We start from the raw sequence: 16,086 nt of genomic DNA on the forward strand, positions 1-16,086 counted from the left end.
GGCTTTACTTCATCATACATGATATTTATCACTCATCTTTTTATCATCATGGAGAGGATATTATGAATTTGGATAATTTTACCAATCAGTTTCAATCCGCTTTTTCGGAGGCGCAATCTTTAGCACTGGGTAAGAATCAGCAGTTTATTGAGCCTGTGCACATGATGAAAGCCTTGCTAAATCAAGACACTGGAACGGTTCGGCCATTGCTGGTCGCAACAGGTGTTGATATCAACCGGTTAAATGCAGAGCTTGATAAAGCCTTATCCGATTTACCTGTTGTCGAAGGCATCGGGGGTGATGTGCGATTATCGAATGCTTCTATACGCATCTTGAATATTTGTAACAAGTTGGCTCAACAAAGAGGAGATAAATATATTTCCTCAGAATGGTTTATTCTTGCTGCCCTCCAAGAGCGAGGGGCTTTAAAGGAAATTATGAAATCTTGTGGGATTTCAGAACAACCCGTGAAACAAGAAATTGAGCGCTTACGCTCAGGGGATAACGTCAATGATCAAGGTGCCGAAGATCATCGCCAGGCTTTAAAAAAATTTACGATTGACCTCACTGAGCGGGCAGAACAAAGCAAGCTGGATCCGGTGATTGGTCGGGATGAAGAAATTCGTCGGGCCATTCAGGTTTTACAACGGCGTACAAAAAATAATCCCGTGTTGATAGGCGCGCCTGGTGTCGGGAAAACCGCCATAGTAGAAGGGTTGGCCCAGAGGATCGTCAATGGAGAAGTGCCCGAAGGGCTCAAAAAAAAGCGAGTATTGTCGCTTGATATGGGGGCATTATTGGCAGGGGCGAAATATCGGGGGGAGTTTGAAGAACGGCTCAAGGGTGTGCTTAAAGATTTATCGAAACAAGGGGGAAGCGTGATTTTGTTTATCGATGAATTGCACACTATGGTTGGGGCGGGTAAAGCAGAAGGCGCGATGGATGCAGGCAATATGTTAAAACCCGCTTTGGCAAGAGGAGAATTACATTGTGTTGGGGCAACAACCTTAGACGAATATCGGCAATATATCGAAAAAGATCCGGCCCTAGAGCGCCGCTTTCAAAAAGTGTATGTGGCTGAGCCGACGGTAGAAGACACGATTGCCATTTTGCGAGGTCTGAAAGAGCGTTATGAATTACATCATCATGTCCAGATTACCGATCCTGCGATTGTGGCCGCTGCGAGCTTGTCTCAACGCTATATCGCAGATCGTCAATTACCGGATAAAGCCATCGATTTGATTGATGAAGCGGCGGCAAGCATTCGTATGCAAATAGATTCAAAACCTGAAGCATTGGATAAATTAGAGCGTCGTATTATTCAATTAAAACTGGAACAGCAAGCACTAAATAAAGAGCAGGATGAAGCCAGTAAAAAACGACTCAAAATGCTTAATGATGAACTAGAAAAAAAAGAACGACAATATTCTGAACTGGAAGAAGAATGGAAGGCTGAAAAAGCCTCTTTGACGGGAACTCAAAATATTAAGGCACAACTCGAAGAAGCAAAAATTACACTGGAGCAAGCGAGACGGGTGTCAGATTTAGCAAAAATGTCGGAGATGCAATATGGCAAAATCCCCGCCCTGGAGAAGCAGTTGCAGGCGGCGACCGAGAAAGAAATGAGTAGCATGAAATTATTACGCAATCGAGTGACCGATATTGAAATTGCCGAGGTGCTGGCACGTTGGACAGGGATCCCCGTTGATCGAATGTTAGAAAGCGAGCGTGAAAAATTATTAAGGATGGAAGAAAATTTACATCAACAGGTGATAGGCCAAAATGAAGCGGTCATTGCGGTGTCGAATGCGTTACGACGTAGTCGGGCGGGTTTATCGGATCCTAACCGTCCGATCGGTTCGTTTTTATTTTTGGGCCCGACGGGCGTAGGGAAAACAGAACTATGCAAAGCGTTAGCGTATTTTTTATTTTCCAGCAAAGACGCCATGGTGCGTATCGATATGTCGGAATTTATGGAAAAACACACGGTATCGCGCTTGTTGGGTGCACCCCCAGGATATGTGGGATATGAACAAGGGGGGTATTTAACCGAAGCCGTTCGTCGCCGCCCTTATTCTGTAGTATTGCTCGATGAAGTAGAGAAAGCCCATCAGGACGTGTTTAATATTTTATTACAAGTATTAGATGATGGACGATTAACAGATGGTCAAGGTAGAACAGTCGATTTTAGAAACACGGTCATCATCATGACTTCAAATCTAGGCTCCGATCTGATTCAGGAACGCTTTTCTCAAGCCGATTATAGCGACATGAAAAAATCGGTGATGGAGGTGGTCCGGCGTTACTTTCGTCCTGAATTTATTAACAGGATTGATGAAGTCGTGGTATTTCATCCATTAGAAGCACAGCATCTTGAGTCTATCGCGCAAATTCAGCTCAAGCAGTTATATCAACGCCTCGAAGAAAAAGGCTACACAGCGGGAATCACTCCAAGCGCTTTGGGCTTTTTAACAAAAGAAGGATACGACCCTGTTTATGGTGCCCGACCTTTAAAACGTGCTATTCAACAAGAAATTGAAAATCCTTTGGCACAGCAAATATTATCAGGCCAGTTAATACCTGGTATGCCTATTGTTTTAGATCTGAATGAAGGACACATCCTTGCAAGGCAGTAAAAGGGATTTAATGGTATATGTTCAAAATATTCGATAAAGTGTTAATTTGAAGGCACAAATCGGATAGGATAGTATGCCTTTAGATCATCTTGAATAAGCGAGAAAATTCGGTGATTTAACATGGAAATATCAAATTCGTGACGATTTAATCACGGAGTATTTTGATTCTGAAAACGCATTTTTGGGGGCAACCCCGGTTTGTTGAGTTTATATTCTACGATTATCAACCAATCTGAGTCACGACTCAAAATGAAAGAACATTTTTTATCTTTAAGAGATGAGAGAGCCACTATAAAATTAGGGGCTACGTTGTCTGCTGCTTGTCATCACGCGATTGTGATCGCTTTATCTGGAGATTTAGGGGCAGGAAAAACAACTTTTAGCCGTGGATTTATTCAAGCTTCAGGTTATACAGGCAAAGTCAAAAGCCCCACTTATACCTTAGTGGAATCTTATTTATTATTTCCCAAAACGATTCATCATTTTGATCTCTATCGTGTCTCGGATCCGCAAGAATTAGAATGGATAGGAATACGCGATTATTTTAACGAGCAAGCGATTTGCTTAATAGAATGGCCAGATAAAGGGATTTCTGTTTTGCCTAAAGCCGATCTTGAACTGCATTTTATTTATCAGGGGCAAAAACGAGATGTGCAGCTCGTCGCCCTCTCTGACCAAGGCGTAGATTCACTAAAGCATTTCATAGATCTCTTGCAAAACCCTAAAAATGATGTTACCGGAATATTGAGATGACATTAGTCATTCAGACGCTCAGATCTGTTTTTTTTTCTGTCTTATTCAATATGACTATCTTTTTGATTTTCATCATACTTTCATTTAACTCTGTTTGTGCAAAGACAAAAATAAAAAAAACCGCTGCAAAAATATTTAATCCTGTGGTCATTGCTATTGATGCAGGACACGGAGGCCAAGATCCTGGTGCTACAGGTCAGCATGGTCTTCAGGAAAAACAGGTGACTCTGAACATAGCGCGTCAGCTGGCGCTTTTGCTGAATAAAGATCCCATGTTTAAAGCCATTTTGACACGTAATGGAGATGATTTTATTTCGGTGATGGCGCGTTCGGATATTGCCCGTGAACACAAAGTCAATTTATTGATCTCCATACATGCTGATGCCGCCCCTAATCGTAAGGTGAGAGGCGCCTCGGTTTGGCTATTATCTTATCGCCGAGCTGAAACTGAAATGGGCCGTTGGCTTGAGCAACATGAAAAACAGTCTGAATTGCTAGGTGGCGCAGGCCGTGTGCTGTCGAATAAAAAGGTAAATCCTTACTTGAGTACCACAGTGCTCGATTTACAGTTTTCTCACTCACAAAGAGTAAGCTACAAGGTTGCGTTAGATTTATTAAAAGAATTAAAGAAAATAGGGTTTATAAATAAATCCAAGCCAGAAAACGCCAGTTTGGGCGTTTTAAGGTCGCCTGATATCCCGTCACTTTTAGTAGAAACGGGCTTTATTAGCCACCTATCTGAGGAAAAACTGCTGGCTACACCCAGACATCAAAAAAAAATAGCTCAAGCCCTTTACAAAGGGATAAGACATTATTTTTTGACCCATTCCCTACAAATTGCTCCCCAGAATAAAGCATCACATTCGGTGATGCATCATAAAGTCAAAAAAGGAGAGACCTTGTTTGGCCTTGCTTCAAAATACAAAGTGTCTATTTCTGACATAAAAAAGGCCAATCAGATGAAATTTGATGTAATTCCCATCGGCAAAACACTGAAAATCCCTATTTTATCGAAGGCACCCTAAGCCTTGGTTTTATAAGCAAGTAGGGGATATTAAACAGAGAATTGTCTATGCCTATTAAAATTTTATCGCGTGAACTAGCCAATCAAATCGCCGCAGGTGAAGTAGTAGAACGTCCCTCATCTGTAGTGAAAGAATTGGTTGAAAACAGTTTGGATGCCGGTGCCACAAAAATGGAGATTGACATTCATCGTGGAGGAATCGAACGGATTCGGATCTATGATAACGGCGTCGGGATCAGTAAAGATGAGCTCCCCTTAGCACTGGCGCGACATGCTACCAATAAAATTTTTTCTCTGGAAGATTTACAGAGCATTCTGAGTATGGGGTTTCGGGGAGAAGCCCTTGCGAGCATCAGCTCTGTTTCTCGTTTAAAGTTAACTTCACGCACATTGGAACAAAAAGAAGCCTGGCAGGCCTATACAGAGGGACGTGAAATGCATGTCGCGATAAAGCCGGCTTCCCACCCTGTGGGCACTACAATCGAGGTTTTAAATTTATTTTATAATACGCCCGCTCGACGAAAATTTTTGCGAACAGAGAAAACAGAATGGCAACATATTGATGAGGTGGTCAGGCGCCTGGCTTTATCCAGGTTTGATGTGGCCATCGATCTTTCGCATAATGGAAAATTATTACGTCAATACGGCGTGGCCCAATCAGAATTACAAAAGGAACGGCGTCTTCTCCGTTTATGTGGCGCTTCATTTTTACAACATGCGCTCACGCTTTCTTTGGAAAGCACCGGCTTAAGTGTAAAAGGCTGGATAGCGGATCCTCACAGCCCTAAAATAAATGATATTCAGTATTTTTATATCAATCGTCGTATTGTTCGTGATCGAGTGGTGAATCATGCCGTTCGTCAAGCCTATGAAACGATTTCAACAGGGTCTAATACCCCGAGTTACGTTCTTTATCTCGATATGGATCCTCGTCAAGTCGATGTGAATGTTCATCCGGCAAAACAGGAAGTTCGTTTTCATCAAACGAGGCTAGTTCATGATTTTATTTATCAAGCCATTACAACGGCTTTAAATCATTCAACATCTTCATTTTTTGCCCCCCCTGCTGATATAGAAAAAATTGCCCCAATACCCAAACAAAATCGTTCAGCAGCAGGGAGCAATCATTATGCTGAATCTGATAGGGCATTGAATAAAAATCGGATTTTAACAAAACAGGCTTGTGAAGCTTCTTTGTCATTTTATGAGGCTGCTCAAACCGAGCAGGAGAAGACCCCTTTTAAAAAAGAGATTGTAAGGGATGAGAATCCGAATTATTTTGGGCGAGTGCTTAGTATTTTTTCATCCTGCTATGCACTCATAGAATATCGCAATAACATTGCTTTATTATCGTTACCTGAAGCGGAACGCTTGCTAAAAAAAGCATTTTTGACGCCCCCATCGGAAAGATCACGAATACAGCCTATGCTCATCCCTCTCAAATTTAAATTAGAGAAAACAGAAATCATGGCTTGGGAGCGCCATCAAAATTTACTGACTTTAATGGGCGTTGAGCTAGTCATAGAAAAAAATTCAGCCCTGCTACGGGGTATTTCTTTAGAATTACGTACTCATAATTTGCAAAAGCTCATTCCCGAATTATTGGCCTATTTGTCGAAGCATGAAACCCTCTTGCCGGAGCATCTTGCCGATTGGCTGGCTTCCCAATTTGACGCTTTACATCATGAATGGACTGTCTCACAAGCAATCCAATTGTTAACAGATTTTGAACGTTTTTGTGTTGAATCGATTAAAGATCCCTCTGAAAAACTTTTACAATTGATAGATATGCAGCCTGCATTGGCTATGTTAACCCATGGAAAAAACTGAACCAATCACCTTACCCCCTGCTATTTTTATTATGGGGCCAACGACCGCAGGCAAAACCGCTCTGGCGATGGATTTATCTCAATACCTTCCTGTCGAACTAATCAGTGTTGATTCAGCGTTAATTTACCGTGGTATGGATATCGGTACGGCGAAGCCAACTGACGAAGAGCTCAGAAAAACACCACATCATTTAATTGACATACGTGATCCTTCTGAAAGTTATTCAGCGGCTTGTTTTCAGAAAGATGCACTTAAACTCATGTCTGAAATCACCCTGGCAGGGCGAATCCCATTGCTGGTGGGGGGCACAATGCTCTATTTCAAGGCGCTTTTACAGGGGTTATCCCCTTTACCGTCTTCTGATCCCAACATTCGTCAAGACATTCAAAATCAAGCATTAAAATATGGAAATACTTTTTTATATGAACAATTATCTGTGATCGATCCTGTTGCGGCTGAACGTATTCATTTCAATGACATACAAAGAGTGATCAGAGCACTGGAAGTTTTTTTCATTTCAGGTAAAACGTTAACGGAGCTCACTAAGATTTCAGGTAGTCGCTTGCCTTACAAAGTCTATCCTTTTGGTCTGATCCCAAGTTCTAGAGCACAGTTACACCACCGCATCGAGCGGCGTTTTCAGAAAATGATTTCAGCAGGTTTTCTTGAAGAAGTCTCAAGCTTATTTATTCGGGACGATCTATCTGCTGATTTACCTTCGATTCGTGCTGTAGGTTATCGACAAATGTGGTCTTATCTTTCGGGGGAAATCGATTATAACGAGATGATTTATCGTGGTGTTTGTGCAACACGTCAATTAGCAAAACGGCAAATGACTTGGTTACGTCAATGGAAAAATTTATACTGGCTAGACAGCGATCAGCCTGAAGCATTTTTAAAAAAATTTAAAACGCTGTTAAAGAGATAAAAAGTAAAAGTGGTTGAAATTAATTTTCAGAAATTATCGAAAGGAATAATTTAAGCTATTAGTAGTGCATAGATTTCATGATTGTGTACAATTGACGCAGTTTTTCCCTCGTAATTTTTTTTAAAACAACAAACAAATTAAGGAATAAAAAAATGGCTAAGGGGCAATCTTTGCAAGATCCTTTTTTAAATGCATTACGTAAAGAAAGGATCCCCGTTTCTATATATTTAATCAATGGCATTAAATTGCAAGGCCAGATTGAGTCGTTTGATCAATTTGTCATTTTATTAAAAAGTACCTCCCCTTCTTTAAAAAATACGATCTGTCAGGTCATTTATAAACATGCTGTTTCGACGGTTGTTCCTTCTCGTGCTGTATCTTCTTCACCTCATCACGCTCCCCCGCTTCAAAAACCCGAAGATGATGGCAGTTAATGGTTTTTTATAATATAGGGTTTGCACAACAAATTTTTTAAAAAATCATCTTCCCTATTGCCCTTTTTTATTACCTTTTTTTATTTAAAGAGGTTAAGCCTTTGTTAATCGTGATGAATTGAAGATCATGACCTAATGGGCCGTCTTCGATGTCGTTTGCATCCGCTGCAGGCGATTGAAAATAATGGTCATGAAAAGACGAAACACGGGTATCATGACAAGACACGAATGCTGATGATTGAATGTCGTCGTCATTTGTAAGTATAAACAGGGCCTGATCGACTCGTGGTATTATCTGACACTAGTGATAATATGTTGGATTAGGTTTTATAGCATCCAAACCAGGCTTCTTGAAATTGTTCAAAATGATTCTGAACCCGGCTCAAACACCAAAAAAAAGAACTGAAAAAATCGAATTTACAGAGTAAATTCACTGTCAGTTCATTTTTTTGCGAGATATCAGAGAACAATAGAGAGATTTTGAATGCGTCTTGAAGCTCAATCTTGATTTTTAAAAATTTACATTACAGCAACGGAGTTAAAGCATGGCGTGGAATCAGCCCGGAAATAACGGACAGGACCGCGACCCGTGGGGGAGCGGCGGCGATAAAGGTAGCAATAAACAAAATGGGCGAGGCAAAAGTTCAATCGATCTTAATGATCTGTTGCGTCAGTTGAGTCAAAAGTTAAATACAATAGCTAAAGGAAACAGCAATAACAATAAGGAGTCAAAAAATTCAAAACTTAATCCGCGCTTTTTTATTATCGTGCTGCTTGCAGTCATTGTGGGTTGGTCTGCCAGTGGTTTTTATACTGTCAAAGAAGCAGAACGAGGCGTTGTCACCCGTTTAGGTAAACTTAATCATACTGTACAGCCAGGTTTAAACTGGAGCCCTACTTTTATCGATAAGGTTACTCCGGTTAATGTCGAATCTGTGCGTGAACTGGCGGCTTCTGGTGTAATGTTAACCTCTGATGAAAATGTCGTTCGGATAGAGATGAACGTTCAGTATCGTGTCACTGATCCTGCGGCTTATCTTTTTAGTGTTACCCATCCGGATGACAGCTTGCGTCAAGCAACGGACAGCGCAGTCAGAGGCGTTATCGGAAAATACACTATGGATAAAATTTTGACTGAAGGTCGAACCATAGTACGGAGCGATACCCAGCGTGTACTGGAAGAAACCATTCGCCCCTACAAAATGGGAATTACCCTGTTAGATGTTAACTTTCAGGCAGCTCGCCCACCGGAAGAAGTGAAAGCGGCTTTTGATGATGCTATCGCCGCCCGTGAAAATGAACAACAGTATATTCGTGAAGCTGAGGCGTATGCTAACGAAGTACAGCCCCGTGCTAACGGTAAGGCTCAGCGTCTTTTAGAAGATGCAAAAGCTTACAAAGATCGCACGGTTTTAGAAGCACAAGGTGAAGTGGCGGGTTTTGCAAAATTGCTACCTGAATATAAATCTGCGCCTCAAATTACACGTGAACGTTTATACATTGATACGATGGAAAACGTGTTAAGTCATACCAAAAAAATTCTGGTTAATGATAAAGGGAATCATTTGATGGTATTGCCATTAGATCAAATATTAAAAGGGCAAATCACACCAGATAAAAAAAATATCAATCAAATCAGAAATTTGAATAATTTACATTCATCCTCTTCTAGCAAAAATAGTCTGAAAAAGAACAGTACCAATTCTGGTACAGAGAATGTGGCTGAGCAACGTATGGAAAACGCCAAGCGTTATAGCCCCGTTCGGGTAGGGAGATAATACCAATGCGCAACTCTTTTTTATTTATGATTTTTGGGGCCTTGATCCTGTTTTTTGCCTCAGTGTTTGTTGTTCAGGAAGGTCAGCGTGGGATAGTACTCCGCTTTGGTAAAGTGCTACGTGATGCTGATAAAAAGCCTTTGGTTTATGTACCAGGATTACATCTCAAAATCCCACTGATTGAAAAAGTAAAAACGCTCGATGCTCGTATTCAAACCATGGATAACCAAGCGGATCGGTTTGTCACTAAAGAGAAAAAAGATCTGATTGTGGATTCTTATTTAAAATGGCGTATCAGTGATTTTAGCCGTTACTACCTGGCGACGGGTGGCGGAGATGTTTCTCAAGCGGAAGTTTTATTAAAACGTAAATTTAGTGACCGGCTACGTTCTGAAATTGGTCGTTTAGATGTCAAGGATATTGTCACCGACTCGCGTGGTAAGCTGACCTCTGATGTACGTCATGCGTTAAATACAGGGACAACCGATGATGAAACAGCTAAAACCAGTGCAGATGATGCGATTGCTTCTGCAGCAGCACTGGTTGAGAAAGAAACCCAAGGGAAACAAAAGGTCACTGTAAACCCCAATAGTATGGCCGCATTAGGGATTGCTGTGGTGGATGTTCGTATTAAACAAATTAACTTACCAACAGAAGTCTCTGACGCGATTTTTCAGCGCATGCGCGCAGAGCGTGAAGCGGTGGCACGACGTCATCGTTCACAAGGGCAAGAAGAAGCAGAAAAATTACGAGCCACAGCAGATTATGAGGTCACTCGTACTTTAGCTGAAGCTGAGCGTCAAGCACGCATTACTCGCGGTGAAGGTGATGCTACAGCTGCCAGGCTTTTTGCAGATGCGTTTAGTAAAGATCCTGATTTTTACTCTTTCATCCGAAGCTTAAGGGCTTATGAAAACAGCTTTAATAGTACGGATGTCATGATCCTTAACCCTGATAGTGACTTTTTCCGCTATATGAAAGCGCCAAAAAATTAAAAAACAGTATGTCTGCTATTTTTAAGGCCCCCTTGGGGCCTTTTTTGATCTTATAAAAGGAGTGGCAAGGCCATGATTAATGCATCTTCTCTTCCATTATTTTTGGGGTAATACTCTTTTTTGATTGAAACTTCATTAAAGCCGAATTTTTCATATAATCGAATAGCTTTCAGATTAGAAATTCGGACTTCAAGCCAAAGGTTCTTTACCTCAAATCCCCTTAAATAATCGATCAAATATTCCATTAAAAATGAACCACAGCCTTGGCGCTGATAAAAAGGATCGACAGCCAGATTAAATAAAGTGGCTTCATCCAAAACAATTTGGGTGATGGCAAAACCCAGCATCTCTTTTTGAATATGTAATTTAATATTGAAATAAAGTTTACCTTGGCTACTGGTAAAAATGTGTTCACTCCAAGGAAAAGTATGACTTCTTTTCTCAATTTGATATGCCATCGGCAGATCTACCGCAGTTAAAATAGAAATCTGTTTCATGATCACAAATTTGCTTCCAAAGAGCGTGTTTGGCTTTCCCATTTTGATAAAAATCATCCCATTTTGGGCTGTATAATTGAACCCCTATCAAAGATAGAGATTCTCTTACCCCTAATCGCCAGCTATGGCAACGAGTATTTTTAGGAAACATTTTTAACTGAAAAGGCATTAAAAAATACACTTGATTGGGTTCTAAACGTAACGCCTGCAATACATCTTTGATTAAATCATTATCATAAGCAGGAAGAGGATCTCCTACAATGATAAAACGGATATTTTCCGTTAACTGAAGAAACATTTCACCTTGAAACACAGAGGGGTGTTTTAATACCCATTGTGTGATTCCAAGCTGTTGTAATAATCGATCTCGGTTTGACATCAGGCCCGATCCTTTCATTAAAGTCTTGATTATTTCATGATAACTCGTATTTTTAATTCAGACAGATCAGTAAACCACATCAAGCAAATTATGCTGAATATTCATGTTTTTTTTGGGTCTGAGGATCAATAAATCAAGTATAAAAAACAGACGGATTGTGTGATACTACCTCTTATTTTAAAAGTTATCACAGGCCATCACCAACAGGTCATGTGATTCAATCAGCATTTAAAAATCGTCTTTTTTCTCTATTTTTAATCTAAATTTAATTGATATATTTTTTTAATTATTTTTTCAAAAAAATAACTTCACACTGATAAGGTCACCTTTTGCCATGATAACAAGTTCGCAATCTGCTCTTTCCGGTGAAATGTTAATGGCAATGTTGCCGATATTGATCGTCGCTGGTACGGTCGTTCTCCTCATGCTTTCGATTGCCTGGCGACGTCATCATTTTTTTAACGGCAGCCTCACCGTCATTGGCCTCAATTGTGCTTTATTTTCACTTTATACAGTCTGGGGTTTATTTCATTTTTCCCAACATGATGCAATTAACGTCACACCTTTATTACGTATTAATGGTTATTCGATTTTTTACAGTGGCTTGGTGATATTGGCGAGCTTAGCAACCTGCACCTTTGCATATCCTTGGTTACAGGGCTATCCAGATAACCGTGAAGAGTTTTATCTTTTGCTACTCATCTCTACCTTGGGCGCTTTAGTCTTGGTCAGTGCTCAACATTTAGCCGCAGTCTTTTTAGGCATTGAACTGATTGCACTGCCGCTTTTTGGCCTATTGGGATACGCTTACCAGCAAAATCGTTCGCTGGAAGCCAGTATCAAATATTTTGTACTTTCGGCCGCCGCTTCTTCTTTTCTATTATTCGGCATGGCGATGTTGTATGCACAAACAGGCGGGTTATCTTTTACCTCTCTGGGCAATGTATTCAACGAACATGTCTTCTCTAAGCCGCTCATTTTGGCAGGGATGGGAATGATACTTGTAGGGTTTGGTTTCAAACTCTCTCTGGTGCCCTTTCAACTCTGGACCCCAGATGTCTATCAAGGTGCGCCTGCGCCTGTGACGACTTTTTTGGGAACCGTTGGTAAAATTGCCCTGTTAGCCGGGGTCATGCGCTTCTTTTTGTATGTGCCTACGTTTAACGTTCCGGGTTTGAACACGGCATTATCATTTATGGCGGTGGCTTCTATATTTTTTGGCAACCTCATGGCACTCACTCAAAATAACATCAAACGTTTACTAGGATATTCTTCTATCGCGCATTTTGGATACTTGATGATAGGGTTGATCGCCTTGCATCAGGATCCCATGGTATTAGAAAGAGTGGCTGTGTATATCGTGGCTTATCTATTCAGCAGCTTAGGTGTACTCGGAGTGGTGAGTTTAATGTCTAGTCCTTATAAGGGGGCAGATGCGGAAGCCTTATTCTCTTATCGTGGTTTATTTTGGCATCGGCCTATATTAGCAGCGGTTATGACTATCATGCTGTTATCGCTGGCAGGAATCCCCATGACGCTTGGGTTTATCGCTAAATTTTTTCTTTTACTCACAGCGGTCAATACGCATTTATGGGTATTGACGGCGACTGTGGTGATTGGAAGTGCAATAGCTTTGTATTACTACCTACGTATTACGGTCAGTTTATTTTTAAGTCCACCAGAAACATTGCAACGAGACACCCCTAAAGATTGGGCATTCACAGCCGGAGGGATTGTGGTATGGATATCGGCGCTATTGGTGTTGGTATTTGGCATTTATCCTCAACCTTTGATTTCTTTTATCAAAGGCTTCAACGCCTTATCTTAAGGTTTTCTCAAACGAGTGTTTTTTAAAACAGATAAAATGACAGATGACTTTTTCACCACAGTTTTATCTTAAAAGTTGACTGATTTACTGGCGAGTCGTTTACGGTTAATAATGCCATAATTCTTGAATGAGAGCCCTGATCCTAACTTTAGAAGAGTTGGCGACAACAGAAATAAACCTTTTAGCACTTAATAATGAGACTTCTGTATTCCACTCATCAAATGAATGATCAGCATACTGCAAACCGAAAATTTGCTTTATCCGAGACTCAGCCTCAGACATTTCATTAAAACTTTTTTCATTGATTAAACATTGAGCAATGACGGACACTTTTTTCATTTTTTATCCTTATTGGAAGTGGGCTGATGAAATGTTTTGATGAGTTAAAAACAGAACCAAAAATGGGGGAAAAGATAACATCTTGAATTATAAAAAAATGCTCAAAAATTTTCCTTATCTGGCGTATTGTGGATAACTTATTAAATTTATAAAAGCGCATGGTAGCATAAAAATCGATATCATGCTGAGCATAGAGCACTTCTCAAATGTGCCTTTTCTCTAAATTGAAAAGCTCAGACTCATCACGCACATATTCACTTCAAGCAATATCTTAAGGATGGAATCATTTTTTGATGTTAATTGTAAAAATTGCTCTTCCTATCCCTTTAAATCGTACATTTGATTATTGTTTAGCGATGAACATGCCTCATCCTGCCATAGGTGCACGTGTCAAAGTGCCTTTCGGTCATAGAAAAGCGATAGGTATTGTGACCAGTTTGAGTCAAAGCAGCGCTGTTTCTCTGGAAAAATTGAAAAATATTGAGGCAATTTTAGATGATCAAAGTTTATTTTCAGACAGCCTTTGGCAGACGCTGTATTGGGCATCTCAGTACTACCATTATTCTATCGGTGAAGTTCTTTTTCATGCGATTCCTTTGTTGTTAAGGGAAGGAAAACAAGCAAAATTTGAACCTGTATTACATTGGGTGGCGACCGAAAAGGGCCAAACTATTTCAATCGATGCTTTACATAAAGCGCCCAAACAACAAAAAGCGATGAATCAATTATTACAAGGCCCTATCTATCATCATGAAGTGAATTCCTTAGGTTTTACTCAAAATACTTTTCAAGCTTTGCAAAAGAAGGGATTGAGTTTACTTTGTGCTCAAGAAATCCAATCTTCTGATTGGAGGAGCAAAATTAAAAAGATGAAGGGAGAAAATCGTTTACAACTCAATTCTGAACAAATTGAAGCGATAAAACGTATTCATCATCAAAATAAGCAATTTGTGGTATGGCTTTTAGCGGGAGTGACGGGGTCAGGGAAAACAGAAGTCTATCTGCGTGTATTAGAAAATCTTCTGATTGAAGGCCGACAAGCGCTTGTTTTGGTACCAGAAATTGGTTTAACACCGCAGATCGTTGACCGTTTCCGTGAACGCTTTGATGTCCCTATTGATGTTCTACATTCGGGTTTGAATCATAAGCAACGACTCTCGGTCTGGCTGAAGGCCCGTAGTGGTGAAGTCGCCATAGTGATTGGGACACGTTCCGCGTTGTTTACACCTTTTGCACAGCTTGGCATCATTGTTATTGATGAAGAGCACGACGGTTCATATAAGCAACAGGAAGGTTGGTGTTATCAGGCTCGTGATTTGGCGGTATTTCGTGCAAAGAAAGAAAATATCCCGATAGTGATGGGATCGGCAACGCCTGCTTTAGAAACGCTGCGTAATGTTGAGCTTGGAAAATATCAAAAATTGGTCTTATCTCAAAAAGCCGTTCAGACTCAACTTGTCAAACAGAAATTCATTGATATCAAAGGATTACCTCTGACCTCGGGTTTATGTCAGCCTTTACTAAAAAAGATGCAACAACATTTACAGGCAAATAATCAGGTGATGCTGTTTTTAAACCGTCGTGGTTATGCCCCCGTTTTACTGTGCCATGAATGTGGCTGGATTGCTGAATGTTTACACTGTGATCATTATTATACCCTACATCAGAATTCACAGAAGCTACGTTGTCATCATTGTAATAGGCAGAGTCAGTTGTTATCACAATGTCCCCGCTGTGATTCTACGCATCTTATGCCTGTCGGAGTGGGTACGGAGCAGCTAGAGAGCACATTGCTTTCTCTTTTTCCTAATGTCCCGATTACGCGGATTGATCGTGATACCACGAGAAAAAAAGGCGTATTGGAAAAATATTTGTCCCATATTCATGAAGGAGGGGCTCGCATTCTGATTGGGACTCAAATGTTATCAAAGGGCCATCATTTTTCTGATGTGACATTGGTGGGTTTGTTGGATGTCGATGGGGCTTTATTTTCATCTGACTTCCGTGCAGCAGAACGTTTTTCTCAACTTTATATTCAAGTGGCAGGGCGCGCAGGGCGCGCTAAAAAAGCAGGGGAAATATTTTTACAGACGCATCACCCTGAACATCCTTTACTGCAAACGTTACTGGGAAAAGGTTACGACGCGTTCGCTAAAGAAGCCTTGGAAGAAAGAAAAAAAGCATTATTACCTCCTTATACTTATCACATTATTATCCGAAGTCAGGACAATGATAACGAGCAAGCGCCTATTTTTTTGCAACGGGTACGTGATATATTCGAATCAGACTCATTAAAAGACACAGATCTTTGGGTAATGGGGCCGGTTCCTGCTCTTTTTTCTAAACGCAATGGGCGTTTTCAGTGGCAATTATTATTGCAACATCCTTCCCGGAAACAATTACAACAGCTTGTCAACAGATGCAATCCACTGCTGCTTTCTTTAGCACTCAATCAAAAAATAAGATGGTCTTTGGATGTTGATCCAACAGAAAGTTGAATCATCAAAACAAAAATATTTTTTATTCGAATCATAAATACATAAAACTATTCTATAGTTTGAGTGGTGCATCTCTATATTCATTTTTATGATTTAAAATATATATTTATATTGCATCATTTAGCGTAGCAAAAACCACTTTTGATCAGCTTTTAAAATCGTTGAAA

At 40.4% G+C, this 16,086-nt stretch carries 13 protein-coding genes and 1 pseudogene; 11 read left to right on the forward strand and 3 right to left on the reverse strand.

Going from position 1 to position 16,086, the window contains the following annotated elements; all coding sequences use genetic code 11:
• Positions 1-62: 62 nt before the first annotated feature.
• The 9 genes and pseudogenes from clpB to hflC all read left to right on the forward strand — a co-directional run bounded on the left by clpB (position 63) and on the right by hflC (position 10,378).
• Entirely contained in the window at positions 63-2,636 is a 2,574-nt protein-coding gene (clpB, locus tag HDEF_RS02410) for an ATP-dependent chaperone ClpB (RefSeq protein ID WP_012738199.1), read from the forward strand.
• Between the two features lie 249 nt (positions 2,637-2,885).
• Positions 2,886-3,389, forward strand: a complete 504-nt coding sequence (tsaE, locus tag HDEF_RS02415) for a tRNA (adenosine(37)-N6)-threonylcarbamoyltransferase complex ATPase subunit type 1 TsaE (protein ID WP_012738200.1) — start codon at positions 2,886-2,888, stop codon at positions 3,387-3,389.
• A gap of 71 nt (positions 3,390-3,460) precedes the next feature.
• Positions 3,461-4,393 (forward strand): annotated as a pseudogene (locus tag HDEF_RS02420) (N-acetylmuramoyl-L-alanine amidase); the annotation flags it as partial.
• Between the two features lie 68 nt (positions 4,394-4,461).
• Positions 4,462-6,243, forward strand: a complete 1,782-nt coding sequence (gene mutL / locus HDEF_RS02425; RefSeq protein ID WP_012738203.1) for a DNA mismatch repair endonuclease MutL — start codon at positions 4,462-4,464, stop codon at positions 6,241-6,243.
• Positions 6,230-7,171 (forward strand): tRNA (adenosine(37)-N6)-dimethylallyltransferase MiaA, encoded by a 942-nt coding sequence (gene miaA, locus HDEF_RS02430; RefSeq protein WP_012738204.1) that lies wholly within the window; start codon positions 6,230-6,232, stop codon positions 7,169-7,171. The genes mutL and miaA overlap by 14 nt, the downstream gene beginning before the upstream one ends.
• A 152-nt stretch (positions 7,172-7,323) precedes the next feature.
• On the forward strand, positions 7,324-7,605 hold the full coding sequence (gene hfq / locus HDEF_RS02435) for an RNA chaperone Hfq (RefSeq protein WP_012738205.1): 282 nt from the start codon (positions 7,324-7,326) through the stop codon (positions 7,603-7,605).
• 135 nt (positions 7,606-7,740) lie between these two features.
• Positions 7,741-7,866 carry a hypothetical protein gene (locus HDEF_RS13470; protein WP_268802469.1) on the forward strand — a complete coding sequence of 42 codons (126 nt, stop codon included), beginning with the start codon at positions 7,741-7,743 and terminating at the stop codon, positions 7,864-7,866.
• Between the two features lie 284 nt (positions 7,867-8,150).
• A complete protein-coding gene (hflK, locus tag HDEF_RS02440; RefSeq protein ID WP_012738208.1) occupies positions 8,151-9,383 on the forward strand; it encodes an FtsH protease activity modulator HflK in 1,233 nt (410 codons plus the stop codon).
• Between the two features lie 5 nt (positions 9,384-9,388).
• Positions 9,389-10,378, forward strand: a complete 990-nt coding sequence (hflC, locus tag HDEF_RS02445) for a protease modulator HflC (protein WP_012738209.1) — start codon at positions 9,389-9,391, stop codon at positions 10,376-10,378.
• Positions 10,379-10,428: 50 nt separating this feature from the next.
• Here hflC and rimI read toward each other — a convergent pair whose 3' ends face one another.
• Both rimI and HDEF_RS02455 read right to left on the reverse strand, forming a co-directional pair.
• On the reverse strand, positions 10,429-10,875 hold the full coding sequence (rimI, locus tag HDEF_RS02450; RefSeq protein ID WP_086934972.1) for a ribosomal protein S18-alanine N-acetyltransferase: 447 nt from the start codon (positions 10,873-10,875) through the stop codon (positions 10,429-10,431).
• Complete coding sequence (locus HDEF_RS02455) at positions 10,820-11,257, reverse strand: DNA polymerase III subunit psi (protein WP_171770494.1); 438 nt, start codon at positions 11,255-11,257, stop codon at positions 10,820-10,822. The genes rimI and HDEF_RS02455 overlap by 56 nt, the downstream gene beginning before the upstream one ends.
• A 331-nt stretch (positions 11,258-11,588) precedes the next feature.
• Here HDEF_RS02455 and nuoN point away from each other — a divergent pair, with 331 nt between their 5' ends.
• The gene (nuoN, locus tag HDEF_RS02460; RefSeq protein ID WP_012738213.1) at positions 11,589-13,082 is read left to right on the forward strand and encodes an NADH-quinone oxidoreductase subunit NuoN; all 1,494 of its coding nucleotides are present in this window, start codon (positions 11,589-11,591) and stop codon (positions 13,080-13,082) included.
• Between the two features lie 105 nt (positions 13,083-13,187).
• Here the strand turns inward: nuoN and HDEF_RS02465 are convergent, their stop codons facing one another.
• Positions 13,188-13,421 carry a hypothetical protein gene (locus tag HDEF_RS02465; protein ID WP_012738214.1) on the reverse strand — a complete coding sequence of 78 codons (234 nt, stop codon included), beginning with the start codon at positions 13,419-13,421 and terminating at the stop codon, positions 13,188-13,190.
• Positions 13,422-13,714: 293 nt separating this feature from the next.
• On the opposite strand from HDEF_RS02465, the gene priA reads away from it, so the two are divergent.
• Positions 13,715-15,919 (forward strand): primosomal protein N', encoded by a 2,205-nt coding sequence (gene priA / locus HDEF_RS02470; RefSeq protein ID WP_012738215.1) that lies wholly within the window; start codon positions 13,715-13,717, stop codon positions 15,917-15,919.
• Positions 15,920-16,086: the final 167 nt, after the last annotated feature.

This window comes from Candidatus Hamiltonella defensa 5AT (Acyrthosiphon pisum) (assembly GCF_000021705.1).
GTDB classification, from domain to species: domain Bacteria; phylum Pseudomonadota; class Gammaproteobacteria; order Enterobacterales; family Enterobacteriaceae; genus Hamiltonella; species Hamiltonella defendens.

What these genes read in the sequence shown, in the direction of transcription:
- priA (WP_012738215.1), top strand. Translation starts at nt 13,715, where the DNA reads ATGTTAATTGTAAAAATTGCTCTTCCTATCCCTTTAAATCGTACATTT.
- hflC (WP_012738209.1), top strand. Translation starts at nt 9,389, where the DNA reads ATGCGCAACTCTTTTTTATTTATGATTTTTGGGGCCTTGATCCTGTTT.
- clpB (WP_012738199.1), top strand. Translation starts at nt 63, where the DNA reads ATGAATTTGGATAATTTTACCAATCAGTTTCAATCCGCTTTTTCGGAG.
- HDEF_RS13470 (WP_268802469.1), top strand. Translation starts at nt 7,741, where the DNA reads ATGGGCCGTCTTCGATGTCGTTTGCATCCGCTGCAGGCGATTGAAAAT.
- rimI (WP_086934972.1), bottom strand. Translation starts at nt 10,875, where the DNA reads ATGAAACAGATTTCTATTTTAACTGCGGTAGATCTGCCGATGGCATAT.
- tsaE (WP_012738200.1), top strand. Translation starts at nt 2,886, where the DNA reads ATGAAAGAACATTTTTTATCTTTAAGAGATGAGAGAGCCACTATAAAA.
- hflK (WP_012738208.1), top strand. Translation starts at nt 8,151, where the DNA reads ATGGCGTGGAATCAGCCCGGAAATAACGGACAGGACCGCGACCCGTGG.
- hfq (WP_012738205.1), top strand. Translation starts at nt 7,324, where the DNA reads ATGGCTAAGGGGCAATCTTTGCAAGATCCTTTTTTAAATGCATTACGT.
- HDEF_RS02465 (WP_012738214.1), bottom strand. Translation starts at nt 13,421, where the DNA reads ATGAAAAAAGTGTCCGTCATTGCTCAATGTTTAATCAATGAAAAAAGT.
- nuoN (WP_012738213.1), top strand. Translation starts at nt 11,589, where the DNA reads ATGATAACAAGTTCGCAATCTGCTCTTTCCGGTGAAATGTTAATGGCA.
- mutL (WP_012738203.1), top strand. Translation starts at nt 4,462, where the DNA reads ATGCCTATTAAAATTTTATCGCGTGAACTAGCCAATCAAATCGCCGCA.
- miaA (WP_012738204.1), top strand. Translation starts at nt 6,230, where the DNA reads ATGGAAAAAACTGAACCAATCACCTTACCCCCTGCTATTTTTATTATG.